Origin of the sequence: Actinomycetospora aurantiaca, assembly GCF_037401875.1 — a bacterium.
GTDB classification, from domain to species: Bacteria; Actinomycetota; Actinomycetes; order Mycobacteriales; family Pseudonocardiaceae; genus Actinomycetospora; species Actinomycetospora aurantiaca.
This window is the reverse complement of record NZ_JBBEGN010000028.1, coordinates 1-25,407: the sequence shown is the minus strand read 5'-3', so window position 1 is coordinate 25,407 and position 25,407 is coordinate 1. Positions and strand designations below refer to the sequence as shown.

Genomic DNA, 25,407 nt, shown 5'->3' with positions numbered 1-25,407 from the left:
ATTCTCGCATACGTAGATCCAAGAAGATAGTTGTAACAGTAGCCGTATTACGTCGTGCTACGTCGTGCCACTTACGACCGTGCGGCGTCGCTGCTGTTCTTTTCTCATCGCCCCGACGCAAGGGGCGGGGAATCGAGGAGAGAACCGAGATGGCGATCAAGCGACGTATGCGGGTGTCGATGGAGGACGTGTTCCCGCACGGGGCGTTCCTGACCACCGACGGCGCGGAGCCGGTCCGGGACTTCGACCGCTCCACGCGGGAGAAGTTCGTGCAGCAGACCGACACGATCTCGGGGCTGCCGTTGTGGGAGGTCGGGGTGCACGACCCGGACCCGGAGGCGCGGAAGTCGGAGCGGTCGGTGACGGTGAAGATCGCCGCCGATGTGCAGCCGGTGCCGCCGGAGGCGCTGCCGGGGTTGCCGTTCCGGCCGGTGGAGTTCGAGGGCCTGGAGGTCACCCCGTACCTGGACTCCAACGGGGTCCGCCCGCGGATCGCGTTCAGCCTGCGCGCGACCGGCATGCACGCCCCCGGCGGCCGTCGCCACGGCGGCAACAAGGTGTCCGAGGCGGTGGCCTCGTGAGCGTCCGGATCAGCTGGTCCCCCGCCGGACGCGCCTCGTGCGAGGTCTTCACCGACCAAACCCCGATCCTCGACGTGACCGAGCCCGACCGGGGCCGCACCTTCGTGATCATGCCCCGGCGGATGAGCGAGGTGACCGCCGACGAGCTGGAAGCCGCCCGCTCCCTGCTCATCGCCCTGACGGTGTTCGTCCGGGACTGCGAACTGAACTGGTCCCCCATGCCCACCCCGGCCGCGAAGGACGACCGGGTCACGACGGCGGGGGTGGTCCGGTGAGCGCCCCGGAGCCGGTCCGGCACGCGCGGCGGTTGTCGAAGGAGCGGCTTCGGACGCTGGTCCGGGAGCTGGTGTTCGACGGCGGCTCGCTGCCCGCTTGGCATGAGCGGGCGGCGTGCGCGGGGATGGACGAGACCCTGTTCTTCCCCCTCGGCGAGGGCGGCCCCGCCGGGGTCGAGCGGATCGCCCAGGCCAAGGCCGTCTGCGCCGGCTGCCCGGTCCGCTCGGCGTGCCTGGCGGACGCGATGACCCGGGAGTCCCCGTCGGCGCGCTACGGCGTGTTCGGCGGCCTTACCGCTACCGAGCGGGGCCGGCTCTACGTCCAGCTCCGCGACCACGCCCGCCACCTCGACGCCCTCACCGCTGCTGAGGCCGAGCCCGACTCGTCGGGAGCGGTCGCGTGACCGCCGATCAGTCATCGCGCTGCGAGGTGTGCCGGGCCTGTCTCGCCGACGACCGGCCGCGCCGTGATCGGCCCCGCTGCGCGGAGCACCTCGCCCAGCAGCCCCTCTTCCCGCTCACCGCCCTGCGCCGCCCGCGCGCAGGCTCCCGGAAGGCCACCTCCTGATGCCGATCTTCGACGCCTCGCCGCTACGGGGCACCACCGTCAACCGTCGCGCGAACGTCCGCCCCACCTATATCGAGCCGCCGCTCACCCTCGGCGCACGACTGCGGCGATCGACGCTCTCCGCTCTGCTTCGGCTCGTCGTGATCACCGCGTGGCTCGCTGCAATGCTCGTGTGGTTCCTGGCCTACGTCCCCGTCGTCGGCGCCGCCGTCGCCCTGGTGGTCACCCTCGGCAACGTCGAGGGTCGGATGGCGGGCTTCGCCGTCGGTGCCGTCCTGGTCGCGGCCGGGGTGGCGTGGCGGTGGACCGGGCCCGACTCGTTCGACCGCTACGTCGAGGACCGCACGGACCGGTTCGCGCGGCGTATCCGCTATCGCTGGACCTGGACCGACCTGCTCGCCGCGTGCGGGCTCGCCTCCTGCGATGCCCACCACACCATCCGCGTCCCCCGGTTGTGGTGGGTCCAGCTCGGCCGCTACGCCGACGTCCTGCACGTGCAGCTCTGCCCGGGCGTCACCGCCGAGCAGCTCGCCGAGAAGACCGACGCCCTGCGCAGTGAGTTCCACGCCCTGGAGGTCCGCGTCCTGCCGCACCCGACCCGGCGCGGCTGGTGTCTGCTGCGGGTCATCGCCGCTGACACCCTGCTCGACGGCGTCTCCCCGCCCCGCACCCCCGCTGATGTCGACCTGAACGCGCTGGAGCTCGGCCGGCGCGACGACGGCGCACCCTGGCTGTTGCGCCTCCTCGGACGGCACGTCCTCGTGGCCGGGGCGACCGGGGCGGGGAAGTCGAACGTGGTCGCTGCGTTGTTCACCCAGCTCGCTCCCGCCATTGCGGCGGGGTCGGTGCGGGTGATCGGGATCGACCCGAAGGGCGGGATGGAGTTCGGCCTGTATCCGGACCTGTTCTGGCATCTGGCCTGCGAAACCGACGTCGAGATGGTCGAGGCCCTCGAACTCGCCGCCGACCTCGTCCAAGCACGCGCCGTCGCCCTGCGCGGCGTCGCCCGGCTGCACACCCCGACCGTCGAGGAGCCGTTCTACCTCGTCGTCGTCGACGAGATCGCCTCCCTGACCGCCTACCTCGGCGACCGGCACCTGCGTGACCGGGCGAAGCTCGCCCTCGGACGCTTGCTGACAAAGGGCCGCGCCCCGGGCGTGTCGGTCGTCGGGTGCGTGCAGGACCCCCGTAAGGACGTCCTGGAACTGCGCAACCTGTTCACCACCCGCATCGCCCTGCGGCTTTCGGAGAAGACCGAGGTGGCGATGGTCCTCGGTGACGGAGCCCGCGACCGCGGCGCGACCGCGGACCGCATCCCGGTCACCGCTCCCGGGGTCGGCTACCTCATCGAGGACGGCTCCCCCACGGTCGTGAAGGTTCGGGCCGGCTACGTCGACGACGACCAACTCGACTGGCTCGCCGCCACCTACCCCACCCCCACCCGCCTGCACCCCGACGTCATCAACGCCGAACTCGTCCACGACGACGAGGCAGACGAGCAGGGACGCGAGCCGGAGGTCGTGCCGGTGCAGCGGCAGCGCAGCAAGGCCCGCCGATGACCGCCGCCACGCACGACCAGGCCATCGAGCCGGGTCCGGTGCCGGTCGGGAAGGTCACCGCCCCGCTCGCCCGGGAACTCGCCGTCGCCCACGCCGAGGAGGTCGGCGCCTGCATCCGGCCCCTCGCGGTCCGCCGTATCGACACCACCACGGGACAGACGACCGTGGTCCCGATCCCGTGCGGCGCCACGCGGGAGAGCGTGTGTCGCCCGTGCGCGACCCGGGCCCGCAGGTTGCGGCTGCACCAGGCCCGCGAGGGCTGGCACCTCACCGAAGAACCCACCATCACCACCGCAGAGCCGACGGTGCGGCAAAGGGCCCTGCTCGGCCAACGCGCCGACCTCGAAGACCACCGGGCCGCCGCCCTCGAGCACGGCGACCACAGCCGCGCCCGCGACCTCGAGGCGGCCATCGACCAGGCCGACGCCCTCCTGCGCGCCGAAGGCATCCGCGGATCGCTGAGCCCCGTCCGCGACCACGACGAGGCTCCTAGGCGGCGGACCCGGAGCACCCGCCGTCGTCAGGACGCCCCCGACCTCCCGCGCCACCAGGTGCGTGCGCAGACCACCGGGCGGGTGTTCGAGGCCCCCAACGGCCGCACCTACCGGCCCTCCACCTTCGTCACCCTCACCCTGCCCTCCTACGGGCCGGTCCGTGGTGACGGCGCACCACGGGACCCGGAGCGCTACGACTACCGCCGGGCGGCGCGGGACGCGCTGCACTTCGGCAAGCTCGTCGACCGGTTCTGGCAGAACCTCCGCCGCGCCGCCGGCTGGAACGTCCAGTACTTCGCCGCCGTCGAACCCCAACGCCGCGGTGCGCCGCACCTGCACGCCGCGATCCGCGGCACCCTCCCGCGCACGCTGATCCGCGAGGTCGCCGCCGCCACCTACCACCAGGTCTGGTGGCCCCCGAGCGATCAGCCCGTCTACACCGTCGAGCACCCGCCGGTCTGGGACGAGGCTCGCGAGCAGCCCTGCTACGTCGACCCCGACACCGGCGTCCCGCTCCCCACGTGGGAGCAGGCCGTGGACACCCACACCAGCGGTGCGGATGCGCGGCCGGCGCACGTGCTCGGGTTCGGCGCGCAGGTCGACATCCAAGGCGTCCTCGGCGACACCTCGCAGGCCGACCGGGCGCTCGGGTACCTGACGAAGTACCTCACCAAGGGCGTCGCCGAGTGCCACACCCCCGAGAGCCCCGCCGCGCAGCATCACGTCGACCGGCTCGCCGCCGCGCTGCGCCACGAGCCCTGCTCCGAGACCTGCGCGAACTGGCTGCTCTACGGCGTGACGCCGAAGAACGCCCGCGCCGGAGTCGCCCCCGGCATGTGCAAGGCCAAAGCGCACAAAGCCGAACACCTCGGCTACGGCGGCCGCCGCTGCCTGGTCTCCCGCCTCTGGTCGGGCAAGACGCTCACCGAGCACCGCGGCGAACGCCGCAGCCACGTCCTGCGCGTCCTCGGCGCCGTCGGAGCCAAGCCCGAACACGACACCGACGAGGACAACTCCGAGCGCTACACCTGGCAACTCATCGGACCCCGCGACCCCGACCAACCCGACCGCCTCGAACTGCTCCTGCGATCCATCGCCCAACGCCGCCGATGGCGCGAGCAGTACGACCAGGCCAAGCACGACACCGGTCCGGCATCGTCGGTGCGGGGGGCAGCGGCATGAGCGAGGAGATCGAACGGCTCTGGGGCGTCGATGATGTCTCGGCCTACCTCGGAGTTCCGGTCAGCACGCTCTACACCTGGCGCTACCTCGGCTCGGGCCCTCCCGGGCGTCGGGTCGGTCGGTACGTCCGATACGACCCCAGCGAGGTCCGGCGGTGGTTCGCCCAGCTGGACGACGGGGCTGCCTGATGGCGTCGATCGAGAAGCGGCTCCGGCACGGAAACACGACATGGCTCGCGCGGTGGCGCGATCTCGACGGGAAGCAGCGCAAGCGGTCCTTCCCGCGGAAGCTCGACGCCCAACGGTTCCTCGCGACCGTGGAGGCCGATCTCGTCCGGGGCACCTACGTGGACCCGAACGACAAGACGATCTTCCGGGACTACGCGGAGGCGTGGCGCGCGGCACAGGTCCACCGCCCCACGACCAGGGCGCACGTGGAGACCAACCTCCGTCGCAACGTCTACCCGTACTTCGGTGACCGTCGAATGGTGTCGATTCGCCCGAGCGAGGTGCAGGCGTGGGTCTCGAAGCTCTCGACCGCGCCTGGCGCACTCTCGGCCTCCACGGTGCAGGTCGTGCACGGGATCGTCGCCTCGATCTTCAAGGCGGCCATCCGAGACCGGAAGGTCGCCTCGTCGCCGTGTGAGGGCACGCGCCTTCCTCGCAAACTCCCGCGGGAGGTCGTCCCGTTGGACACGGCTGTCGTCGAGACGCTGATCGAGAAGATCGCCCCGCGGTATCGCGCCCTGGTGGTGCTCGGCGCGGGGACCGGGATGCGGCAGGGCGAGTGCTTCGGGCTCACGCTCGACCGCATCGACCTGACCCGGCGGACGCTGCGCGTCGATCGGCAACTCGTCCTGATGCCCGCGAAGCCAGCGTTCCTCGCGCCGCCGAAGACATCGGCGTCCCATCGCACTATCCCGCTCCCCCGCGTCGTCGCCGACGAGCTGGCCGAGCACATCCGGCAGTTCCCGACAACGCACTCGGACGGGCTGGTCTTCACCGACGGCGACGGCCGGGCCCTGCGTCGTACCGCGTTCTCCCGCCTCGTCTGGCGCCCGCTCGTCACCGTGGCCGGCGCGCCACACGGCACCGGATTCCACGACTTGCGGCACTACTTCGCCTCGCTGCTGATCCGCCACGGCGAGTCGGTGAAGACCGTGCAGAACCGCCTCGGGCACGCGACGGCCGCCGAGACGCTGGACACCTACTCGCACCTGTGGCCCGACTCGGACGACCGTACGCGCGAAGCGGTCGACACCGTGCTCACGCTGACGCAGCGGCAGCCGCACCCGGCAGGCAACGACCAGAGGTGACCGACTTTGTGGGCTCGTCCACGACCGGGTGACGTGGCTTCACCTGTCGGTGGCCGGGCCCAACAATCCGACAGCGGGGGTGTGGAGATGACGGAGCGCAGGATCGACGCCGAGTTCGTCGCGGAGTGGAGCAAGTCCTACCCACCGGCTGCGGACGACCACGTGCTGGGTGTGGTCCAGCCCGCGGTCCACGAGCGCGGGCACTTCACCGCCTCGGAGGCCGAGGACGTCATCCGGTGGAAGTCCAGCCGGACGATCACGTCGCTGCGCAAGAACGAACCGGGAGACATCGAGGCGGTCACGAGGATGGCGCTCTCCGGCCCCGAGCCGCTTGCTCACCGCGTTCTCTGTGTGCTCCATGGCGTCGGAGTGCCGGTCGCGAGCGCCTTCCTCACGATCGCCCGCCCCGACAGGTTCACCGTCATCGACTACCGCGCTGTACGGACTCTCCGCGAGCACGGTGAGTGGGGCGCGATGTGGCCTCCGTACGCCGAGTACGTAGAGACCTGCCGCTCGCTGGCGAAGCGCTGCGGCTCGGAACTCCGGACCCTGGATCGCGCTCTCTGGGCATGGGACAAGGCCCACAACCCATAGGTGCTGTGCCCCCGGTGTGCCCCGAGGAGAGGCCTCACCGACGTAATCGCAGGTTAAAGCGTTGGCGGCGGACGAGTCGGCCTGTAAGCCGGATCCTGTGCCCACGATCCCTCACGGGTCCGTGGGCGGCGACCATCCATCTCGGCCCGTCGTCGCCGACGGGCTCCAGCGGTCTACCCGCAGGTCTCGGGCGGGCAGCCCTCGGACGACCTGCGCAGCACCGTCTCCGGTGCCTTCTTGACCTTGCTCCGGGTGGGGTTTACCGAGCCGTCCTGGTCACCCAGGACGCTGGTGGTCTCTTACACCACCGTTTCACCCTCACCACCGGTCGCCCGGCGGCGGTCTGTTCTCTGTGGCACTGTCCCGCGGGTCACCCCGGGTTGCTGTTGGCAACCACCCTGCCCTGTGGAGTCCGGACTTTCCTCGACGGGGTCTCGTGGACCCCGACGCGGCCGCCCGGCCGGCTCGTCCGCCGCCGAGGAGTCTACCGGGAGCCCGCTCGGGCGTGAGTGGCGCCGTTCGCACACCTGACGTCAGCAACGGACCATTGCTGGCACCTCGGCCACTGCGCCGACCACCTCACGCCCGGCTACCGTCCCGCCCGTGACCGACCCGAGCGTCCTGCAGATCGTGCTGCTGATCGTGCTCGGGCTGCTCGCCGGCGCGGTCAACGCGATCGCGGGCGGGGGCAGCCTCATCGTGTTCCCGGTGCTGCTGGCGACCGGGCTCCCGCCGCTGCCGGCGAACGTCACCAACTCGGTCGCGCAGTGGCCGGGCTACGCCGGGTCCACCCTCAGCGCCCGCAAGGACCTCGCCGACCGCCAGGGCCGGCGCATCGCCATCACGACGATCCCCGCCGCGCTCGGCTCGGCCGTCGGGTGCGGGCTGCTGCTGGTGCTGCCGCAGTCGGTGTTCGACGCGGTCGTGCCCGTGCTGGTCCTGCTGGCCAGTCTCACCCTCGGCGCGCAGCCGTGGATCAAGCGCTGGACCGCGCGCGAGGGCGCCGAGCGGGACCGGCCGGTCGGCCTCGCCGTCGTCACCTTCCTCGCGGCGGTCTACGGAGGGTACTTCGGCGGCGCGCTCGGGGTCGTGCTGATCGCGGTGCTCTCGCTGCTCTGCGCCGACACCGTCAAGCGGCTGAACGCGGTGAAGGTGCTGCTCAGCCTCGTCGTCGCGACCGTCACCGTGGTCATCTTCGCGATCTTCGCCCCGGTCGACTGGTTCGCCGTCCTGCTGCTCGCGCCCTCCACGCTGGTCGGCGGGTACCTCGGCATGGCGGTCGCGCAGAAGATGCCGGACGCCGTGCTGCGGTGGTGCGTCGTGGTGCTCGGCGTCGCGGTCGCGATCTACCTGTTCCTCGAGGGATGACGGCCCTCGCGGTCGGCCTGCTGATCGCGGTCCTGGTCGTCGCGGTCGCCCGGCCGCGGGGTCTGCCCGAGGCGACCGCAGCCGTGCCGGCGGCCGCCGTCGTCGTCGTGGTCGGCCTGCTCCCGCCCGGCGGCGCGTGGGAGGAGATCGTCGAGCTCGGCCCGACCGTCGGGTTCCTCGCCGCCGTCCTCGTCCTCGCGCACCTCGCCGACGCCGAGGGCGTGTTCACCTGGGCCGGCTCGTTGCTGCGTCGCGAGGGGCTGTTCGGTCGCGTGTTCGTGATCGCGGCGGTGACGACGGCCGTGCTCTCCCTCGACGCGACCGTCGTCCTGCTCACGCCCGTCGTCGTCCGCGCCGCGAAGCGCCTCCGCGTCGCCGCCGCCCCCGCCGCCTACGCCTGCGCGCACCTGGCGAACTCCGCGTCGCTGCTGCTCCCGGTGTCGAACCTGACCAACCTGCTCGCCGTCGACGCCACCGACCTGTCGTTCCTCCGCTTCGCTGCGCTGATGGCGCTGCCGTGGCTCGCGGTGCTGGCGGTCGAGTACGTGGGCCTGCGCTGGGTGTTCCGGCGCGAGCTGGACTCTCCGGCCGAGCCCCTTCCCGACGACGACGGGCCGCGCGCGCCGGTCCCGGCGTTCGCCCTCGTCGTGCTCGCCCTGACGCTCGTCGGCTTCGGCGTGGCGTCGCCGCTCGGGGTGGAGCCGGTGTGGGTCGCGGTCGGTGGGGTCGTCGTGCTGGGCGTGCGGTCGGTGACCGCGCGCCGCACCACGCTCCCCCGCCTGGTCGGCGCCGCGTCCCCGCTGTTCTGCCTGTTCGTGCTCGCGCTGGGCATCGTGGTGGCCGCCGTCGGCGCGAACGGGCTCGGCGGGCTGCTCGGGTCGCTCGTCGCCGGGCTCGGCACGGGCCTCGGCGGGCTGCTCGCCGTGGCCGCGATCGCCGCCGTGCTGGCCAACGTCGTCAACAACCTGCCCGCGACGCTGCTCCTGCTCGCCGCGCTGGGTCCCGCGCCCGCCCCCGTCGTCGTGCTGGCGATGCTGATCGGGGTGGGGGTCGGGCCCAACCTGACCTACGTCGGCTCGCTCGCGACCCTCCTGTGGCGTCGGGTGATGCTCGCGGAGGGCGTCCCGCCGTCCCTGTCGCGGTTCACGGTCGCCGGCCTCGTCACGACGCCGGTGGCGCTGGTGGCGTCGACGGTGGTGCTGTGGGCGACGCCGTGGTGAGCGCGGCGCACACCGCGTACATCCCGACCGGCACGACGTCGGGTCGGGCGTCGGGCCAGTCGGTGACGTCCACCGTCCCCGGGGCGTCGATCGCGAGCCCCTCGAAGGGTGCCGCCAGCTCGGCGCGCGAGCGCAGCGTCACCGGGTTCGCACTGCCGCGGAACACCTCGGCGGCGGCCCGGATGCGGTCGGCCAGGTCGGGGTCGTCCTGCTCGTCGCTGACGTGGCTGATCGCCAGGACCCCGCCCGGCACCAGCCGTGCCCGGTAGGGCGCGAGCAGCGCGGTGAGGTCGCCCGGCACGTAGTGCAGCACCGCGATCGCGAGCACCGCGACGGGCCGGGAGAAGTCCAGCAGGTCCGCCACCCCGGGCGCCGTCAGCACCGCCTCGGCGTCGGCCAGGTCGGCCTGCGTCACCGACGCCCGGTCGATCCCGGCGAGGATCTCCCGGGAGTGGGCGACCGCCACCGCCTCGTGGTCGACGTAGGCCACCCGCGCGTCCGGGGCGATCTCGTGGACGTTGCCGACGGTCGGCACCCCGGAACCCAGGTCCAGGAACTGGTCGATCCCGCGCGCCAGACAGGACCGCACCACGCGGCGCAGGAACGTCCGGTTGGACCGTGCGGCGTGCCGGGCGGTGTGGTTGGACGCCTCGATCCGGTCGGCGTGCTCGCGGTCGACGGCGAAGTTGCAGGCACCGCCGAGCCAGTAGTCGTACATCCGCGCGACGTTGGCGCGCTCGAGGTCGACGTCCTCGGGGACGGCGGACCCGGTCACGGCAGGTACGACGTCTCGTTGACCAGCCGCACGCTCGCCCCGCCGTCGGACCAGAAGTCGACGACCGACAGGCACGCCAGGTCCAGGTGCAGCCGGAACAGCAGCGAGGGGCCGGCGTCGAGCGCCAGCTTGAGCACGGTCTTGATCGGCGTCACGTGGCTGACCAGCACCACCGTCGTGCCGGCGTGGCGCGCCAGCAGCGCGTCCAGCGCCGCCGACACCCGGACCTCGACGTCCGCGAACGACTCCCCCTCCGGCGGCGCGACCGACGGGTCGCCGAGCCATGTCCGGTGCACCTCCGGGTCGCGCTCCGCGGCCTCGCGGAAGGTCAGGCCCTCCCAGCCGCCGAAGTCGGTCTCGATGAACCCCTCGTCGAGGACGACCGGCAGCCCGAGCGCGGAGCCGACCGCACCCGCCGTCGCGACGGCGCGGGAGAGCGGCGAGCTGACGACCGCGGCCGCCTCCGGGTAGCGGGCAGCGACGGCCGCCGCCGCGGCGCTCGCCTGGGCCTGCCCCAGCTCCGTCAGCTCCGGGTTGCCCCGCCCGGAGTAGCGGCGCTCGACCGACAGCGGCGACTGCCCGTGGCGCAGCAGGACGACCCGCGTCGGGACGGCCGCGCCGCGTCCGGTCCACGCACCGGCGGCGTTCGCCACTACTTCCCCGTCCGCACGACGATCGCCCCGCAGTTCTCGCAGCGCACGACCTCGTCCGGGTCCGAACCCTGGATCGTCCGGAGCTCGCTGCGGTCCATCTCGAGCCGGCAGGCCCCGCATCGGTTCCCGGTCAGCTCGCCGGCGCCGGTGCCCGAGCGGGCGCGGAGCTTGTCGTAGAGCTCGACGAGGTCCCCCGGGAGCTCCTTGATCAGCAGCGTCCGCTCCTCGCCCCGGCGCACCTCGGTGGTCCCGATGTCGCCGAGCACGCCGTCCCGCCGCTCGACCGCGTCCTCCAGGGCGGTCTGCGCCTCGGCGTGCACCGCGGTCTCGTGCTTGAGGTGCTCCCCCGCCGCCTCCTGGCGCTCCATCACCTCGAGCTGCTCCTCCTCGAGCACCGCGCGGCGGCGGTCCAGGGACGACAGCTCGTGCTGCAGGTCCGAGGCCTGCTTGGCCGACACCGACCCGTTCTCCAGCAGCTGCCGGTCCCGGGTCTCGCGCGTGCGGACCTGCTCGACCTCGCGGTCCAGCTTCGCGACGTCCCGATCCAGGTCGGACAGGGCGGTCTGCGCGACGACGACGGCGTCCTGCGCCGCCCGCAGCGCCCGCTCGGCCTCCTCCACCGCGGCCTGCTCGGGCATCGTGCGGCGCCGGTGCTCGGCCCGGGCCAGCTCGGCGTCGACGCCGGCCAGGTCGAGCAGGCGGCGCTGGGCGGCGGGATCGGCCTTCACGGGATCTCCTTCGCGACGGCGGGGACGGCACGGGCGCCGAGGGTCCACGGATCGGTGCGCAGGGTCGACACGGTGACCGTCGTCCCGGGCAGGGCCCGGCGCACGACGTCCGCCGCCTGGGCGCACCACGGATGCTCGGACGCCCAATGGGCGACGTCGACCAGAGCCGGGGCGCCGCCGCGCTGCAGGTGCTCGTCGGCGGGGTGGTGGCGCAGGTCGGCGGTGACGTAGGCGTCGACGCCGGACGCGCGGGCCAGGTGCAGCATCGAGTCGCCCGCGCCGCCGGACACCGCGACCCGCTCGATCGTCCGGGCCGGGTCGCCCGCGCCGCGGACGCCCCACGCGGTCGTCGGGAGGGCCGCCTCGACCCGCGCGACGAACGCGTCGAAGCGCTCGGGGCGCGGGAGCCGCCCGATGCGGCCGATGCCCGACGCCGGGTCCAGCGCCTCCTCGACGGCGACCCCGAGCGCGTCGGCCAGCGCGTCGGACACGCCCGGCCACGCCGCGTCGGCGTTGGTGTGCGCGGCGAGCAGCCCGACGCCGGCCCGGATGAGGCGGTGGACCACGGAGCCCTTGGGCTGGTCGGCGGGCACGCCGTGGACCCCGCGCAGCAGCAGCGGATGGTGGGTGACCAGCAGCTGGGCCCCGGCGGCGATCGCCTCCTCGACCACGCCCGCCGTCGGGTCGACCGCGAGGTGCACCCGGTCGACCGGCTCGGCCGGGTCGCCGCAGACCAGGCCGACGGCGTCCCAGTCCTGGGCGAGGCCGGGCGGGTAGGCGGCCTCGAGGGCGGCGACGGCGTCGGCGATCAGGTGTCCCATGGCAGGCGCCATTGTGGTGCACGTGGGCGGGGGTCGGGATGATCGGTCCCGTGCTCTCGATCGTCACCGTCTGCTCGGGCAACATCTGCCGCTCCCCGATGGCCGAGAAGGTGCTGCGCAGCGCCCTCGCCGAGGCCGGTCTGGCCGACCGCGTCGAGGTGACCAGCGTCGGGATCGGACCGTGGCACGCGGGCGAGCCGATGGACCCGCGGGCGGCCGCGATCCTCGAGCAGCACGGCTACCCCACGGACCACGTCGCGCGGCAGGTGTCCGACACCGACGCCGACCTGCTCCTGGCCGCCACCGTGGACCACGCCCGCGACCTGCTGGCGGCCGGGGCGGCGCCGGAGACCGTCCGGCTGCTCCGCTCGTTCGACCCGTCCGCCCCCGAGGGCGCCGAGGTCCCCGACCCGTACTACGGCGGCGACGAGGGCTTCGACGAGGTGCTGGCGATGATCGAGGCGGCGGCGCCCGGGGTCGTGGCGTGGGCCGAGGAGCGGGTGTGACCCGGCTGCTGGGTCGCACGGTCGTGTCGACCCGCTCGCTGGGTCCGGTGGACCGCTGCACGCTCGACGACGGGCGGGAGGTCGTGGTCAAGCGCGGCGACGTCGCCGCCGAGGCGGCCGGGCTGCGCTGGCTGGCCGCCGCCCGGGCCGTGCGGGTGCCCGAGGTGCTCGGCGCCGACGACACGACGCTCGTGACGGCGGCGGTGCCCTCCGGCTCGGCGTCGCACGAGGCCGCGGAGGAGTTCGGCCGGTCGCTCGCGGCGCTGCACGCGGCCGGGGCACCGGCGTTCGGGTCCCCACCGCCCGACGGACCGGCCGACGCGTGGATCGGCGACGCCCCGATGCGCAACGACCCGCACGACGGTTCCTGGCTCGACTGGTACCTCGCCGACCGCGTGCAGCCGTACCTGCGCTCCGCGGTGGACCGGGGAGCGCTCTCGCAGGACGACGTCGCGCGGATCGAGAGCGCGTCGTTCGACCCCGGGCCCGACGAGCCGCCGGCGCGCCTGCACGGCGACCTGTGGAGCGGCAACGTCCTGTGGTCGCCCGACGGCGCGTGGGTGATCGACCCCGCGGCCCACGGCGGGCACCGCGAGACCGACCTGGCCATGCTCGCCCTGTTCGGACTGCCGCACCTGGAGACGGTCCTCGCCGCCTACGACGAGGCCGCACCGCTCGCCGACGGGTGGCGCGACCGTGTCGGGCTGCACCAGCTCTTCCCGCTGCTCGTGCACGCGACGCTGTTCGGCGGCGGGTACGGCGACGCGGCCGTGGCCGCCGTGCGCTGAGGCCATACTGGAGGCGTGCGCTTCCTCCTCCGGCCCGGGTGGATCGCCCTGACGCTCGCGGTCGCCGGGTTCGCCTTCGGGTGCTACTACCTGCTCGCGCCGTGGCAGTTCCACCGCAGCGAGGAGCGCGACGGCAACAACGCCGCCCTCACGCGCGCCGTGGCCACCGCCCCCGTCCCGCGCGGCGAGCTGGTGCCGCCGGGGACGGAGCCGACGGACACCGTCGCGTGGCGGCAGGTGGTCGTCACCGGGACCTACGAGCCCGGCGAGGTCCTCGCCCGGCTCCGGTCGGTGGACGGGAGCGCGGCGAGCGAGGTCCTGACCCCGTTCCGGACGACGGGCGGCGAGACCCTGCTGGTCAACCGCGGCTACGTCCGGCCCGCGGGCACCGTCCTGCCGCCGATCCCCCCGGCGCCCGGCGGCACGGTGACGCTCGTGGCCTACCAGCGCCCCGACGAGACGCCGACCGACCGCGCGCCCGTCGACCAGTCCGGGTACCGGCAGTTCTACGCGATCGACGCCGCGCAGATCGGCCCCTCGACGGGGCGGTCGTTCAGCCCCGGCTACCTGCAGCTCCTGCCCGACCAGCCCGGCACGCTCACCGCGGTCCCGCTCCCCCCGCCCGACCCGAACCCGTCGTACTCCTACGCCTGGCAGTGGTTGATCTTCGGCGTCATGGCGATCGGCGGCTGGGCCTACTTCGTGCGCCTGGAGTACCGCACCCGCCGGGACGAGGCGGAGCAGTCCGCCGGCGCCGCCGACGAGGCCGCCCCGCGGACGACGGCCGACGTGCTCGCCGACCGCTACGGCCGCTGACCGCTCGGCGGGACCACGGCCGCCACACCGGCCGCGACGAGAGCTGCCGCCACCGTCACCGCCCGCGAGAGCCGCACGGCCCGGGCGAGGTCCGCGACGCCCGGCGGCGGGCCGGAGCCCAGGGTCGGGCGCTCCTGCACGCCGTACGGATAGACCGTCCGCCCGCCGAGCCGGCGCCCCAGGGCCCCGGCGAACGCCGCCTCGACCGGTCCCGCGTTCGGGCTCGGGTGCCGGTGGGCGTCCGCGCGCCACGCGGCGAGGGCCTGCGACGGACGGCCGCCCACCAGCGGGGCCACCCCCGCCGTCAGGAAGGCCGCGAGCCGGGCCGGGACGCCGTTGAGCACGTCGTCGAGGCGGGCGCTCGCCCAGCCGAACGACCGGTACCGCTCCGAGAGGTGCCCGACCATCGCGTCGAGCGTGTTCGCCGCGCGATACCCGAGCAGGCCGGGCACGCCCGCCACGGCACCCCACACCAGCGGCGCGACGACCGCGTCCGAGGTGTTCTCCGCGACCGACTCCAAGGCCGCGCGGGACAGGCCGTCCGCGTCGAGCGACGACGGGTCGCGCCCGCACAACGACGGCAGCCGGCGCCGCGCGGCCGCCAGGTCGTCGTCGGACAGCTCCGCCGCCAGTGCCGACCCTTCCCCCGCGAGCGACCGGCCGCCCAGCACCGCCCACGTGGCGAGCGCCGTGATCAGCACGCGCCCCGGGGCCGCGCGCTCCACCACCGCCCCGCCGACGACGACCCCGCCCACCAGGACCGCGCAGTAGGCCGTGCCCCGCGCCCGCGAGTCCGCCCACCACGCCCGCTCCAGGCGTGCGGCCGCCGCGCCGAAGAACGCCACCGGATGGCCCCGCCGCGGGTCCCCGAACGCCGCGTCCGCGGCGACGCCCAGGAGCAGCCCGACGGCCCGTGCACGCATCCCGCCATGATCGCAGACCCATCTGTCAGTAGACACTGACGTTCGCACGCGCTAACGTCAGCGACTACCGACACACGAACGAGGAGAGCATCATGGGACGTCCGGTCGCGTACTTCGAGGTCGTCAGCGACGACCCCCGGCGGGCACAGCGCTTCTACGGCGAGCTGTTCGACTGGAAGGTCGAGGAGGACCCCTCGATGGAGGGCTACGCCATGGTCGACACGGGGGCCGGCGACGACGCGATCGGCGGCGGCATCGGCCCCTCGCAGGGTCCTGGCGACACCGGGGTGAAGTTCTACGTCCGGGTCGACGACCTGGACGCCGCCCTCACCCGTGCCACCGAGCTCGGCGGGGCCCGGATCGCCGACCCGATGGACCTCCCCGGCGACGTCGGGCGCATCGCGGTGCTCGCGGACCCGGACGGCAACCCGGTAGGACTCTGGTCGTGACCCCCGACCCCGCCGATGCCGCGCTCCGCGCCCTCGCCGAGCCGCGCCGCCGGGCGATCCTGCAGCTCGTGGCCCACGACGAGCTCGCGGCCGGTGAGATCGCCGCCGCCTTCGAGGTCTCCCGCACCGCGGTGAGCCAGCACCTCACCGTCCTCAAGGAGGCCGGGCTCCTGCACGAGCGTCGGGAGGCCACCCGCCGGCTCTACCGGGCGCGGCCGGAGGGCCTCGCCCAGCTGCGGGAGCTGCTCGACGACCTCTGGGACTCCGCGCTCGACACCGCCCGCCGTCTCGTCGAGGCGGACACCACCGCGCACCACGAGGAGACCGCGTGACCGAGATCCTGCCGCTGCGGCGCCCGCCGATCCGCCGCTCGACCCTCGTGCGCAGCAGCGCCGACCACACCTTCACCGTCTTCGTCGACACCCTCGGCCGCTGGTGGCCGCTGCGGCCGTACTCCGCGGGGAAGGAGCGGGTCGACGACGTCACGGTCGAGCCGCACGTCGACGGGCGGGTCTACGAGACCTGGGACGACGGGACGGTGGTCGAGTGGGGACGCCTGGTCGCCTGGGAGCCCCCGCGCCGGCTCGTCATGACCTGGAGCCCGACCCCTGCCCCCACCGAGGTCGAGCTGACCTTCGTCGCCCTCGCCCCCGCGCTCACCCGGGTGACCGTCGAGCACCGCGGCTGGGAGGCGCTCTCCGACGAGCAGCTGGCCCGCGACTGCGCGACGCCCGGCGGCTACACCGGCGGCGGGTTCACCCGCGGCTGGACGACGATCCTCGAGCGACTGACCGCCGCCGCCGAGAGGGAGGTCCGATGATCCACGCCTATCGCCTCATCGCGCCGCGCCCGAGCTTCGCCCAGGACATGGACGAGCGCGAGGCCGCCGTCATGGGCGAGCACGCGACCTACTGGTACGGCCTCGTCGAGCGCGGCACGGCCGTCCTGTTCGGCCCGGTCGCCGACCCCGCCGGCTTCTGGGGCCTGGCGGTCGTCGAGACCGGGTCCGACGACGAGGCGGCGCGGATCCGCGACGCGGACCCGGCCGTGGCGCACGGCGTCTGTCACGGGGAGATGCACCCCATGATCGACCCGACGTTCCGGGCGGCCGTGCCACGCTGAGGACGTGACGTTCAGCGACGAGCTCTGGGACGGCGCGGCCGACGTCTACGCGGCGGTCCGCGCCCACCCCTTCCTCACCGGCCTGACCGACGGGACGCTGCCGCACGCGGCGTTCGGGCACTTCGTCACGCAGGACAGCCACTACCTGCGTGGCTACGCGCGGGCCCTCGCCGTCCTGGCCGCGAAGGCCCCGACCGAGGACGACACCACGCTGTTCGCCCAGCACGCGGCGGGAGCGATCGCGGCCGAGCAGGAGATGCACGCCGAGCTCTCCGCGGCGCTCGCGATCGACCGCGACGCCGACCCGGCCCCGACCACCCTGGCGTACACGAGCTACCTGCTCGCGACGGTGCACGGCGGGTCCTTCGCGGAGGGACTGGGTGCGGTACTGCCGTGCTACTGGATCTACGCGCGAGTGGGCGAGGCGCTGCTCGCGGAGTCCTCCCCGGACCCGCTCTACGCGCGGTGGATCGGCATGTACGGGGGCGACGACTTCCAGGCCGTGGTCGACGCCGCGCTGGGTGTCGTCGACCGGATCGCCGCCGACCTCGGGCCGGCCGAGCGGTCGCGCGTCGCGGGTCACTACCGCACCACGTCGCGCTACGAGTGGATGTTCTGGGACGCGGCCTGGCGCCGGGAGACCTGGCCGGTCTGAACACGACGACGGCGGGCCCCCGCAGGGGACCCGCCGTCACGAACGTCGATCAGGCCTCGGCGACGACCGCGGGGGCCGGCCGGACCTCACGCCAGTTGCGGTGCGCGTAGGCGGCGAGGCTCGAGGCCACTCCGAATCCCGCACCGGCAACGACGACCATCGCCACGAACACAGCAGCCATCAGGTGGCTCCTCCTCACCACGTGCACGCGCCGCGCCCGGTGATCGGGTCCGGTTGACCCGGCCGGGAGCCGGCGCTTGCGAGCGTCGGATGCTGGCTGCATCCACCGTGTATGACGTCTCGATCTCGGGGGGTGTTCCATGCTCGGACCTCGGAAAGCCGTGTGCCATGTCACGGTTCGACCAACAGTTTCGCGCGCTAATCAGGCGAATCGGACAAATACCCGATAACAACTCTGCGGGTTTCCTCGGAGTGCCGCATGGTTAATGGTTCGAACCAGTAGCGCGACGACGTTCGCGAGGCGGGGAGGACAGCACGTGACGGACACGGCGGAGGCAGGAGCCGGCGGGACGCCGGCCAACATCACGGTCACCGACGACGCGACGATGAAGCGGGCGGTCGGGGCGGCCGCGGTCGGCAACATCACCGAGTGGTTCGACTTCGGGGTATACGCCTACCTGGCGACGACGATCGAGTCGAACTTCTTCCCGCCCGACAACCCGACGCTCGCGCAGATCGGGGTGTTCGCGGGGTTCGCGGTGTCGTTCCTGGTCCGACCACTGGGAGGCCTGTTCTTCGGTCCGCTCGGCGACCGGATCGGGCGCACCAAGGTCCTCTCGATCACCGTCATCATGATGGCGATCGGGACCTTCCTGCTCGGCTTCATCCCGCCGTACTCCGCGATCGGCATCTGGGCGCCGATCCTGCTGGTGCTCTGCCGCGTGGTGCAGGGCTTCTCCACCGGCGGTGAGTACGCGGGGGCGATGACCTTCATCGCGGAATACTCCCCGGACCGCCGACGCGGTTTCTTCGGCAGTTTCCTGGAGTGCGGGACGTTCATCGGCTACGCGCTCGGCGCAACGGTCGCGACCGTCATCCCGCTGATCTCGACGCCGGAATTCGCGGCCACCTGGGCCTGGCGCATCCCGTTCTTCATCGCGCTGCCGCTGGGCATCGTCGGGGTGTACCTGCGGGTGAAGCTCGAGGAGACCCCCGCCTTCCAGACGCTGCTCTCGGAGTCCGAGGAGCGCGAGGGCAACCAGGCGGGCGAGGGCATCAAGAAGCTCTTCGTCACCTACTGGCCCGCGATGCTCACCGCCGGCGGGCTCGTCGTCGCGTGGAACATCCTCAACTACATGCTGACCAGCTACATGCCGACCTACCTCGAGGACAACGTCAGCGCGGTGGGCGGGCAGGCGATCGACACGACGACCTCGCAGGTCATCCAGATCGTCATCCTCTGGGTCGGGGTCTTCGTCATCCCGGCCCTCGGGATGCTCTCCGACCGCGTCGGGCGCAAGCCGCTGCTGCTGGCCGGGTCGGTCGGGACGATCGTCCTCGCCTTCCCGATGCTCTACATCCTGCAGCTCGGGTCGGTCGTGCTCGTGGGCGTCGGCCTCGGCGTCATGGGCCTGCTGCTGGTGCTGTTCGCGTCCACGTGCCCGTCGACGCTGCCCGCGCAGTTCCCGACCGAGGTCCGCTACGGCGGCCTGTCGATCTCGTTCAACATCTTCGTCTCGGCCTTCGCCGGGACGACGTCACTGATCATGACGGCGCTGGTGCTCGGCACCGGGTGGGGCTACTGGCCGGCGGCCTACCTGGTCTTCGCCGGGGTCGTCGGGCTGGTGGTGCTGGTCAAGCTCAAGGACCCGGCGGGGAGGCCGCTGCTGGGCTCCAACCCGGCGGTCTCGACGCCGGAGGAGGCCCGCGAGCTCGAGGCCGCGGGCGTCCGTCGCGACTGAGCGGAACGTCAGGCGGGGCGCCGCAGCACGAACCGGCTCTCGACGACGGTGGTGTACGTGCCGGAGGAGTGCACGTACCCCGTCGGGTACAGGGCGTGCTGCGGCCCGCCGAACTGCACGAGCTCCCACCCGTCCCGCCCGAGGCGGTTGAGGTGCTCGGCGAACAGGCGGGCCCAGGGCACGCTGTAGGGCCGGTACTCCTCGAAGATCAGCTCGTCCTTCGGGCCCACGGCGTACGCCTGCCACTCGGCGGTCTCGTGGTTCGACGACGACGGGTCCAGGTCGGCCTTGGCCAGCTGGACGGCAGAGATGTCCAGGGTCGCGTACTCCCAGGTCGTCACGGCGCGCAGCTTCGCACGCGGGCCGTCACGACGCCCGACGGTGTCGCGACGACGAGGGGGTGGGCCGCGCGCTGCGCAGCGGGGAGACCACGCCGCGGCGCAGGTTCGTCCGCCCCACCGGGATCCCGGCCCGGGGCCGCTCGACGCTGCGTCCCGCGAGCGTCTGCGGGCCCCGCCCCGGCTCGGCGGACGTCGAGTCGCCGAGCAGGAACCCGACGACCTTGAGCGCCAGCCCGACCACGATCAGGCCGCCGCCGAGGAGCGGCCCGCCCCACCCGGTCGCGACGACGGCGATCCCGGCGACGAGCACGCCGAATCCGGTGAGCAGCAGGACGGCCGAACGCACTCTGACCACGCTAGGTGGCGCACGGACGGCGCGCGCTGCTCTGTTCGGGTCGGATTCGGCGGTGGTGACGCGCGCGGGGTGCGGCCGTAGGGTGACCCTCCAGCGATCACGCAGGAGGGGTGCATGAGGGAAGTCGCCGTCCGGTACGTCAACGGGCCGTTGCAGGGTGTCGGAGCCATATCGGTGCCGGACGGCGGGCCGGCCGAGCCCCCGCTGGTCCAGCGCATCCCGCTGCCGTCTGACGAGCGCGGCGTGCGCGAGACGATGTCGCGCATGGTCGGCGGGCAGAGCCACGCGATCTACGAGCGGACCGCGCTCAACGAGGCCGAGGAGTGGGAGTTCCAGCTCGTCCGCATCGAGTGACCGCATCCGGGCCCGGCCGTGGCGCGCGGAGCCGCCCGCGCGGGAGGATCCGTCCATGACCGCCGCCGCCGGGCCCCGCCCGGAGATCACCGTGCGCCCGGCCGAGGACGACGACGCCGCGCGCATCGCGGACGTCTTCGGCGGGTACGTGCTCGCCTCGATCGCGACGTTCGTCGAGGACCCGCCGTCCGAGCGGACCTGGCGCGAGCGGATCGCCGCCGCGCACGAGCAGAAGGTGCCGTTCCTCGTCGCGGACCTCCCCGCGGGGCACCCGAACGCCCCCCGGCACGGACTCCGGGTCGCGGGCTTCGCGATGTGCGCGCGCTTCCGGCCGCACGCGGCCTACCGCTACACCGTCGAGGACTCGGTCTACATCGCGCCGGAGGCGACGGGCGCAGGGCTCGGAGGGCGCCTGCTGACCACCCTCGTCGAGGACCTCGGGCACACGGACATCCGGCAGGTCGTGGCGGTGATCGCGACCCTGCCCGACGCCCGCCACGACACGCCGTCCATCGTGCTGCACCGCCGGCTCGGGTTCGAGGTCGTCGGCCGCATGCCCGCGGTCGGGTACAAGCAGGGCCAGTGGGTGGACACGGTGATCATGCAGAAGGACCTGCATCGGGACTGAATGCACGTTCCGCGAATGAAGTGTTCGCCGCACGGACAGATTCCCGCGCGTTCTCCCGCCCGTTCCGGGAATGTGCCGCCGCTCGCGTCACGAACATCCGCGATCTCCGTTCCCTCACCGGACGCCGTGTCACCTCCCCGGCGTCCGCGGTCCGGCCGGGCGCCCGCCGCCACGGGCTCCCGGCCGGACCACCGGCCTCCGAGCGTCGCCGCACCTGCGACGACGCGATGCGCGCCCCCACCTCGGCGGCGGCTCTGACGCCCCGTGCAGGCGACTGCGGCACGTACCCCCGATCGGGCGAAATCGGTTCGCATTGATTCAGCAATCAACGGCGTGAAGCCGGCACCGCCCGAGACTCACTGAGTGAGAGAAACGCCTCCGATCAGCCCAGCGGGCCCGGCTGCTGACCCGAGGTAATACCTCCGGACATCGACGAGAACCCCGTGGCGAATTCATCCGGCGAGGGGCGAAAGAGCACCACCCGACCGTTTCTCGTAACCTTTCGCCCCGTGGAAGGTGTTCAGAGTCGCGATCTCCTCGCGGCCGAGCCGGACGAGATGTCCGGGGAGGTCGTGGGATACGGACGGGGGTCGGCCGGCGCACCGAGCGAGGCCGGGAACCCCGAGGAGCAGCGGGCCGCGCTGCTCGACGCCGGGTGCACGCGGGTGTTCGTGGACCAGTCGTCGGGCAAGGGCGGCGCGGCACGGCCGGAGTTCGACGCGTGCCTGGCCGCGCTGTCGCCCGGCGACGTCCTCGTCGTCGTGCGCCTCGACCGGCTGACCCGCTCCCTGCCGCAGCTGGTGGCGCTGGTGGGAGAGCTGCGCAGCCGCGGCGTGGGGTTCCGGTCGCTGCACGAGGGCCTGGACACCACGACGCCCGGGGGCCGCCTGGTCTTCCACGTCTTCGCCGCGCTGTCGGAGTTCCTGCGCGAGCTGCTCGTCGAGGGCACGCGGGACGGCCTGGCCGCCGCGCGCGCCCGCGGCCAGCGGCTCGGGCGCCCGCCGGCCCTGAGCCCGGAGCAGGTGTCCCAGGCCCGGGCCATGCTCGCCCGCCCGGAGAACTCGGTCGCATCGATCGCCCGGCTCCTCGGGGTCAGCCGCTCGACGCTCTACAAGCACGTGCCCGAGCTCGGCGGACGGCAGATCGTCCCGCCCGAGCCGCACGACGAGGGCCGCTCGGGCCTCGACAACTAACTCTGCCGCGACCCCGCGACGCGCCGGCCCTTCGCGGTCGCCCCGCCGCGGACGCGGACCCGCGCCGACCGGGCGGCCTCCCGGGGACTCGGGCGCTCGTCCGCCCCCTGGTCGACGACCGTGGGCGCGTCGTGCTGATCGCACGCCTCCGGCGCGACTGGCTGCGGAGTGGCCGGGCGGGGCGTCGGCTGCGGCGTGGCCGGTCGGGGCGTCGGCTGCGGTGTGGCCGTGGCGGGCCGGGCGACCGGCGGCGGAGGCGGCCCCGGTCGCGTCCATCCCGGCGGGAGGGGTCCCTGCGGACGGGCCACGGACACCGGCGGCACGGGCTGGACGGGCGGACGGGGCGCCGCCGGGGCGGGCGCCGGCGGCGCCGGCCGTCCGCGGTCGAACCACGAGATGTTGCGAGCCGCTGCCCACGCGTTCCCGCCCGCGACCAGCGCGACCCCGAACGCCACCGCGCCGAGCGCCCACTCCCCCGCGAACACCAGGCCGAGGAACGCCAGCGTGGCGGCGGCCGCGACGAGTCCCGCGGCCGCCAGGGTCGAGGCCGCGGCGCCCCCGGACTCGTGGATGCAGTACCAGGGCGTCGCACGACCCCGGCCGGGCCCTCCGGAGGACGTCACGCCATCCGCAACGGCCGCGACCACCCGGGGGTGACGGTCCTCAGGGCGCGACCCGGCGCATCCGCACGACGGACACCCCCTCGGAGTCGACCTCGCGCCCCGCCTCGACGTACCCGTGCCGGCGGTAGAGATCCAGGTTGCCGACGCTGCGCTCGCCGGTCACCAGCGCCGACTCGGTACCGGGGGCGAGGTCGGCGTGCGCCGCGACGAGCAGCGCGGTGCCGATCCCGCGGCCCTGCAGGTCGGGAGCCACGGAACACCGGGCGAAACCGACGGGCCCCACGCCACCCACGCCACGCAGCCGGGCACTCCCCGCCAGCCGGGGCCCGACGAAGGCCGCCCACCCGCGGGTGTCCGCCCGGTCCAGGTCCGCGGCCAGCTCGTCGACCGTCTCGGTCAGCGGCGGGATCTCGAACGTCCCGTACAGCCGGCCCTCGGACAGGAACGCCGCGTACTGCACGGTCAGCGCCTCGCCGACGTGCTCGGGCCGCAGCCGGTCGATCACGACCGGCACCGACCGGCCGTCGGGAAGGACCGTCATCCCACCTCGGCCATGACCTCGTCGGAGGCGTCGAAGTTCGAGTAGACGTTCTGCACATCGTCGGAGTCCTCGAGGGCGTCGATGATGCGCAGCACCTTGCGGGCGCCGTCGGCGTCGACCTCGACGTTCATCGACGGGACGAAGGAGGCCTCCGCCGAGTCGTAGTCGATGTCGGCGCTCTGGAGCGCCGTGCGCACGGCCACGAGGTCGGTCGGCTCGCAGACGACCTCGAAGTTCTCGTCGTAGTCGTTGACCTCCTCGGCCCCCGCCTCGAGGACGGCGAGCAGGAGGTCGTCCTCCCCGATCTCCCCGGAGGCCTGCTCCTTCGGGACGAGGATGACGCCCTTGCGGTTGAACAGGTAGGCCACCGAGCCCGGGTCGGCCATGGCGCCGCCGTTGCGGTTCATAGCCGTGCGCACCTCGCCGGCGGCGCGGTTCTTGTTGTCGGTGAGGCACTCGATGAGCACCGCGACCCCGCCCGGGGCGTAGCCCTCGTAGGTGATCGCCTGGTAGTCGGCCCCGCCGGCCTCGGCGCCCGAGCCGCGCTTGACGGCGCGGTCGATGTTGTCGTTCGGGACGGAGGTCTTCTTGGCCTTCTGGATGGCGTCGTAGAGGGTGGGGTTCGCCGACGGGTCGCCGCCGGCGGTCCGCGCTGCGACCTCGATGTTCTTGATCAGCTTCGCGAACATCTTGCCGCGCTTGGCGTCGATGGCGGCCTTCTTGTGCTTCGTCGTCGCCCACTTGGAGTGGCCGCTCATGGCTCTCCCGCCCTTCGTCGTCCGCGCGTGGCCGTGCAGCGCCCGACCTCCGCGAGCGGGGTGCCGGCGCCGGCACGGGCGGCGAGGGCCCTCCGGGGCCCGTCGCGCTCCTACCTCGACCGTCGAGTCTACCGGCGGGGGCTCCCCCGGTGACGACGGAGGCGTGACTGAGTTCCTAAGGGAAGTCAAGCCGCGGGGCGGGTCGTAGAGTGCGTCGTTGACGGGCCGGTCGATGGAGCGCTTTGCGACTCCTTGCTTCGCCGGCCCGTCCCCGTCGTGGTCTGTGAGCGGGCGCGGGTGGCTTCGGTGTTGATCGTGCTGGCGAGCGCTCGGCCTTCGGATTCAGTGATCTCGCGGCCGTCGAGGTCGTGGAGGCGGTAGTGCTCGCCGCGGCGCCAGCATGCGGCGATGCGGGTCACCAGGACCGCGGCCAGGGTGCAGAGCGCGCTGTTGTGGTGTTTGCCGCGGTCGCGTAGCCGTTGGTAGCGGGCCGCGAGGCCGGGATCGGTCTTGCGGGCGTGGTCGGCGGCGATGAACAACGACCAGCGCAGGACGTGGTCGCCAGCCTTGGTGGGGCCCTGATGGGTCTCGGAGGTGCCGGACTGGCTGATCTTGGGGATCAGGCCGGTATAGGCGCGGACCGCGGCCAGATCGCGGAACCGGTTGGGGTCGCCGAGCCGGCCCAGGATCGCGGCGGCCAGGACCGGTCCGAGTCCGGGGACCGAGGCGAGGATCCCGGTGGGATCAGCGTCCTGGTAGGCCGCGGCAATCCGGTCGTCGACCTGGTCGATCTCGTTGTCGAGTCCGCGCAGCAGGCGGGTCTCGGCGGCGATGTCCTCGGCGAGTTCGGCGAGGTCGATCGCGCCCTCGGGCCAGAGCGACAACGTCGCCCGGGCGGCGGCGAGCAGGGCATCGGCCTTGTCCTCGCGCCAGGCCCCGCGGCTGGTGCGGATCAGCAGCCGCGTCAGCCGGGCCCGCCCCAGCCTCAGCAGGGCGTGCGGATCGCTGTAGCGCTCGAGCACGCTGCAGGCCGCCTTACCCGGGTCGGTGCCCAGAGCCGCGGTCCAGGCGGGTCCGAGCAGCTCGAGCAACGCGTCGAGACGCTGCAGCGAGCCGGCGCGCCGCGCGACCAGGCTGGCGCGGCGTCCCACCGCGCGGCGCAACGCCTCAGCCGGTCCCAGTCCGGGGGTCGCGACCAACCCGTCGGGGTGCAGCAGCGGTATCCGAGCCAACAGCTCGCAGTCGAGCCGGTCGGTCTTGGCGTGCTTGTTGTAGTACTTCCGCAAGTCCGCGGACTGTG

35 protein-coding genes and 1 other RNA gene are annotated in these 25,407 nt (G+C 73.5%); 23 read left to right on the top strand and 13 right to left on the bottom strand.

All coding sequences use genetic code 11. From position 1 onward, the window contains the following. Positions 1–149: 149 nt before the first annotated feature. The 9 genes from WCD74_RS28805 to WCD74_RS28765 all read left to right on the top strand — a co-directional run bounded on the left by WCD74_RS28805 (position 150) and on the right by WCD74_RS28765 (position 6,568). A complete protein-coding gene (locus tag WCD74_RS28805) occupies positions 150–581 on the top strand; it encodes a plasmid replication, integration and excision activator (RefSeq protein ID WP_337698364.1) in 432 nt (143 codons plus the stop codon). After that, the gene (locus tag WCD74_RS28800) at positions 578–856 is read left to right on the top strand and encodes a hypothetical protein (RefSeq protein ID WP_337698363.1); all 279 of its coding nucleotides are present in this window, start codon (positions 578–580) and stop codon (positions 854–856) included. The genes WCD74_RS28805 and WCD74_RS28800 overlap by 4 nt, the downstream gene beginning before the upstream one ends. Next, positions 853–1,260 (top strand): WhiB family transcriptional regulator, encoded by a 408-nt coding sequence (locus WCD74_RS28795; protein WP_337698362.1) that lies wholly within the window; start codon positions 853–855, stop codon positions 1,258–1,260. The genes WCD74_RS28800 and WCD74_RS28795 overlap by 4 nt, the downstream gene beginning before the upstream one ends. Further along, positions 1,257–1,424: a hypothetical protein gene (locus WCD74_RS28790; protein ID WP_337698361.1), complete on the top strand. Its 168-nt coding sequence runs from the start codon at positions 1,257–1,259 to the stop codon at positions 1,422–1,424. Before WCD74_RS28795 ends, WCD74_RS28790 begins: the two co-directional genes overlap by 4 nt. Beyond that, the gene (locus WCD74_RS28785; protein WP_337698360.1) at positions 1,424–2,983 is read left to right on the top strand and encodes an FtsK/SpoIIIE domain-containing protein; all 1,560 of its coding nucleotides are present in this window, start codon (positions 1,424–1,426) and stop codon (positions 2,981–2,983) included. Before WCD74_RS28790 ends, WCD74_RS28785 begins: the two co-directional genes overlap by 1 nt. Further along, positions 2,980–4,659: a replication initiator gene (locus WCD74_RS28780; protein WP_337698359.1), complete on the top strand. Its 1,680-nt coding sequence runs from the start codon at positions 2,980–2,982 to the stop codon at positions 4,657–4,659. The genes WCD74_RS28785 and WCD74_RS28780 overlap by 4 nt, the downstream gene beginning before the upstream one ends. Continuing rightward, positions 4,656–4,847: a helix-turn-helix transcriptional regulator gene (locus tag WCD74_RS28775; RefSeq protein ID WP_337698358.1), complete on the top strand. Its 192-nt coding sequence runs from the start codon at positions 4,656–4,658 to the stop codon at positions 4,845–4,847. The genes WCD74_RS28780 and WCD74_RS28775 overlap by 4 nt, the downstream gene beginning before the upstream one ends. Then, on the top strand, positions 4,847–5,974 hold the full coding sequence (locus tag WCD74_RS28770; RefSeq protein WP_337698357.1) for a tyrosine-type recombinase/integrase: 1,128 nt from the start codon (positions 4,847–4,849) through the stop codon (positions 5,972–5,974). Before WCD74_RS28775 ends, WCD74_RS28770 begins: the two co-directional genes overlap by 1 nt. An 87-nt stretch (positions 5,975–6,061) precedes the next feature. Next, positions 6,062–6,568: a hypothetical protein gene (locus tag WCD74_RS28765; RefSeq protein ID WP_337698356.1), complete on the top strand. Its 507-nt coding sequence runs from the start codon at positions 6,062–6,064 to the stop codon at positions 6,566–6,568. A gap of 68 nt (positions 6,569–6,636) precedes the next feature. Here the strand turns inward: WCD74_RS28765 and rnpB are convergent. Further along, positions 6,637–7,036: RNase P RNA component class A (gene rnpB / locus WCD74_RS28760), an RNA gene on the bottom strand. A 135-nt stretch (positions 7,037–7,171) separates the two neighbouring features. On the opposite strand from rnpB, the gene WCD74_RS28755 reads away from it, so the two are divergent. Then, positions 7,172–7,936, top strand: coding sequence for a sulfite exporter TauE/SafE family protein (locus WCD74_RS28755; protein WP_337698355.1), 765 nt, complete (start codon positions 7,172–7,174; stop codon positions 7,934–7,936). Continuing rightward, complete coding sequence (locus WCD74_RS28750; protein ID WP_337698354.1) at positions 7,933–9,156, top strand: SLC13 family permease; 1,224 nt, start codon at positions 7,933–7,935, stop codon at positions 9,154–9,156. Before WCD74_RS28755 ends, WCD74_RS28750 begins: the two co-directional genes overlap by 4 nt. Here WCD74_RS28750 and WCD74_RS28745 read toward each other — a convergent pair. From WCD74_RS28745 to WCD74_RS28730, 4 genes are read right to left on the bottom strand one after another with little or no spacing between them, the layout of a single operon-like run. Then, positions 9,098–9,931 (bottom strand): SAM-dependent methyltransferase, encoded by an 834-nt coding sequence (locus WCD74_RS28745; RefSeq protein WP_337698353.1) that lies wholly within the window; start codon positions 9,929–9,931, stop codon positions 9,098–9,100. The two genes, WCD74_RS28750 and WCD74_RS28745, sit on opposite strands and share 59 nt — an antisense overlap. After that, on the bottom strand, positions 9,928–10,584 hold the full coding sequence (locus tag WCD74_RS28740; protein WP_373696151.1) for a histidine phosphatase family protein: 657 nt from the start codon (positions 10,582–10,584) through the stop codon (positions 9,928–9,930). Before WCD74_RS28740 ends, WCD74_RS28745 begins: the two co-directional genes overlap by 4 nt. Beyond that, on the bottom strand, positions 10,584–11,312 hold the full coding sequence (locus WCD74_RS28735) for a zinc ribbon domain-containing protein (protein ID WP_337698352.1): 729 nt from the start codon (positions 11,310–11,312) through the stop codon (positions 10,584–10,586). The genes WCD74_RS28740 and WCD74_RS28735 overlap by 1 nt, the downstream gene beginning before the upstream one ends. Further along, positions 11,309–12,133, bottom strand: coding sequence for a Nif3-like dinuclear metal center hexameric protein (locus WCD74_RS28730; protein ID WP_337698351.1), 825 nt, complete (start codon positions 12,131–12,133; stop codon positions 11,309–11,311). Before WCD74_RS28730 ends, WCD74_RS28735 begins: the two co-directional genes overlap by 4 nt. Before the next feature lie 38 nt (positions 12,134–12,171). On the opposite strand from WCD74_RS28730, the gene WCD74_RS28725 reads away from it, so the two are divergent. The 3 genes from WCD74_RS28725 to WCD74_RS28715 are packed head-to-tail and all read left to right on the top strand — an operon-like array spanning position 12,172 to position 14,243. Continuing rightward, positions 12,172–12,639: a low molecular weight protein-tyrosine-phosphatase gene (locus tag WCD74_RS28725; RefSeq protein ID WP_373696150.1), complete on the top strand. Its 468-nt coding sequence runs from the start codon at positions 12,172–12,174 to the stop codon at positions 12,637–12,639. Further along, positions 12,636–13,427: a fructosamine kinase family protein gene (locus WCD74_RS28720; RefSeq protein ID WP_373696149.1), complete on the top strand. Its 792-nt coding sequence runs from the start codon at positions 12,636–12,638 to the stop codon at positions 13,425–13,427. The genes WCD74_RS28725 and WCD74_RS28720 overlap by 4 nt, the downstream gene beginning before the upstream one ends. 15 nt (positions 13,428–13,442) lie before the next feature. Then, entirely contained in the window at positions 13,443–14,243 is an 801-nt protein-coding gene (locus WCD74_RS28715; protein WP_337698349.1) for an SURF1 family cytochrome oxidase biogenesis protein, read from the top strand. On the opposite strand, the gene WCD74_RS28710 is transcribed toward WCD74_RS28715, so the two are convergent. Next, positions 14,231–15,166 (bottom strand): cobalamin biosynthesis protein, encoded by a 936-nt coding sequence (locus WCD74_RS28710; protein WP_337698348.1) that lies wholly within the window; start codon positions 15,164–15,166, stop codon positions 14,231–14,233. The genes WCD74_RS28715 and WCD74_RS28710 overlap by 13 nt on opposite strands. Positions 15,167–15,258: 92 nt before the next feature. On the opposite strand from WCD74_RS28710, the gene WCD74_RS28705 reads away from it, so the two are divergent. From WCD74_RS28705 to tenA, 5 genes are read left to right on the top strand one after another with little or no spacing between them, the layout of a single operon-like run. Then, complete coding sequence (locus WCD74_RS28705) at positions 15,259–15,615, top strand: VOC family protein (RefSeq protein ID WP_337698347.1); 357 nt, start codon at positions 15,259–15,261, stop codon at positions 15,613–15,615. Further along, positions 15,612–15,947 carry an ArsR/SmtB family transcription factor gene (locus WCD74_RS28700; RefSeq protein ID WP_337698346.1) on the top strand — a complete coding sequence of 112 codons (336 nt, stop codon included), beginning with the start codon at positions 15,612–15,614 and terminating at the stop codon, positions 15,945–15,947. Before WCD74_RS28705 ends, WCD74_RS28700 begins: the two co-directional genes overlap by 4 nt. Continuing rightward, positions 15,944–16,435, top strand: a complete 492-nt coding sequence (locus tag WCD74_RS28695) for an SRPBCC domain-containing protein (protein WP_337698345.1) — start codon at positions 15,944–15,946, stop codon at positions 16,433–16,435. The genes WCD74_RS28700 and WCD74_RS28695 overlap by 4 nt, the downstream gene beginning before the upstream one ends. Continuing rightward, on the top strand, positions 16,432–16,737 hold the full coding sequence (locus tag WCD74_RS28690) for a YciI family protein (RefSeq protein WP_337698344.1): 306 nt from the start codon (positions 16,432–16,434) through the stop codon (positions 16,735–16,737). Before WCD74_RS28695 ends, WCD74_RS28690 begins: the two co-directional genes overlap by 4 nt. A 4-nt stretch (positions 16,738–16,741) precedes the next feature. After that, entirely contained in the window at positions 16,742–17,392 is a 651-nt protein-coding gene (gene tenA, locus WCD74_RS28685; protein ID WP_337698343.1) for a thiaminase II, read from the top strand. Between the two features lie 49 nt (positions 17,393–17,441). Here the strand turns inward: tenA and WCD74_RS28680 are convergent, their stop codons facing one another. Beyond that, positions 17,442–17,573, bottom strand: coding sequence for a hypothetical protein (locus WCD74_RS28680; RefSeq protein ID WP_337698342.1), 132 nt, complete (start codon positions 17,571–17,573; stop codon positions 17,442–17,444). A 316-nt stretch (positions 17,574–17,889) separates the two neighbouring features. On the opposite strand from WCD74_RS28680, the gene WCD74_RS28675 reads away from it, so the two are divergent. Next, a complete protein-coding gene (locus WCD74_RS28675) occupies positions 17,890–19,314 on the top strand; it encodes an MFS transporter (RefSeq protein ID WP_337698341.1) in 1,425 nt (474 codons plus the stop codon). 8 nt (positions 19,315–19,322) lie between these two features. Here the strand turns inward: WCD74_RS28675 and WCD74_RS28670 are convergent, their stop codons facing one another. Both WCD74_RS28670 and WCD74_RS28665 read right to left on the bottom strand, forming a co-directional pair. After that, a complete protein-coding gene (locus WCD74_RS28670; RefSeq protein ID WP_337698340.1) occupies positions 19,323–19,655 on the bottom strand; it encodes a hypothetical protein in 333 nt (110 codons plus the stop codon). 25 nt (positions 19,656–19,680) lie between these two features. Continuing rightward, entirely contained in the window at positions 19,681–20,001 is a 321-nt protein-coding gene (locus tag WCD74_RS28665; protein ID WP_337698339.1) for a hypothetical protein, read from the bottom strand. 123 nt (positions 20,002–20,124) lie between these two features. Here WCD74_RS28665 and WCD74_RS28660 point away from each other — a divergent pair, with 123 nt between their 5' ends. From WCD74_RS28660 to WCD74_RS28650, 3 genes are all read left to right on the top strand, one after another. After that, entirely contained in the window at positions 20,125–20,364 is a 240-nt protein-coding gene (locus WCD74_RS28660; RefSeq protein WP_337698338.1) for a hypothetical protein, read from the top strand. Positions 20,365–20,419: 55 nt separating this feature from the next. Then, on the top strand, positions 20,420–20,992 hold the full coding sequence (locus tag WCD74_RS28655) for a GNAT family N-acetyltransferase (protein ID WP_337698337.1): 573 nt from the start codon (positions 20,420–20,422) through the stop codon (positions 20,990–20,992). Between the two features lie 572 nt (positions 20,993–21,564). Beyond that, positions 21,565–22,185 carry a recombinase family protein gene (locus WCD74_RS28650; RefSeq protein WP_337698336.1) on the top strand — a complete coding sequence of 207 codons (621 nt, stop codon included), beginning with the start codon at positions 21,565–21,567 and terminating at the stop codon, positions 22,183–22,185. Here the strand turns inward: WCD74_RS28650 and WCD74_RS28645 are convergent. The 4 genes from WCD74_RS28645 to WCD74_RS28630 form a co-directional block, all read right to left on the bottom strand. Next, positions 22,182–22,808 (bottom strand): hypothetical protein, encoded by a 627-nt coding sequence (locus WCD74_RS28645; RefSeq protein WP_337698335.1) that lies wholly within the window; start codon positions 22,806–22,808, stop codon positions 22,182–22,184. The two genes, WCD74_RS28650 and WCD74_RS28645, sit on opposite strands and share 4 nt — an antisense overlap. A gap of 40 nt (positions 22,809–22,848) precedes the next feature. Further along, on the bottom strand, positions 22,849–23,349 hold the full coding sequence (locus WCD74_RS28640) for a GNAT family N-acetyltransferase (RefSeq protein WP_337698334.1): 501 nt from the start codon (positions 23,347–23,349) through the stop codon (positions 22,849–22,851). Beyond that, on the bottom strand, positions 23,346–24,107 hold the full coding sequence (locus WCD74_RS28635; RefSeq protein WP_337698333.1) for a YebC/PmpR family DNA-binding transcriptional regulator: 762 nt from the start codon (positions 24,105–24,107) through the stop codon (positions 23,346–23,348). The genes WCD74_RS28640 and WCD74_RS28635 overlap by 4 nt, the downstream gene beginning before the upstream one ends. Positions 24,108–24,292: 185 nt before the next feature. Then, a partial coding sequence (locus WCD74_RS28630; RefSeq protein ID WP_337698332.1) for a transposase occupies positions 24,293–25,407 on the bottom strand: 1,115 nt, incomplete at its 5' end.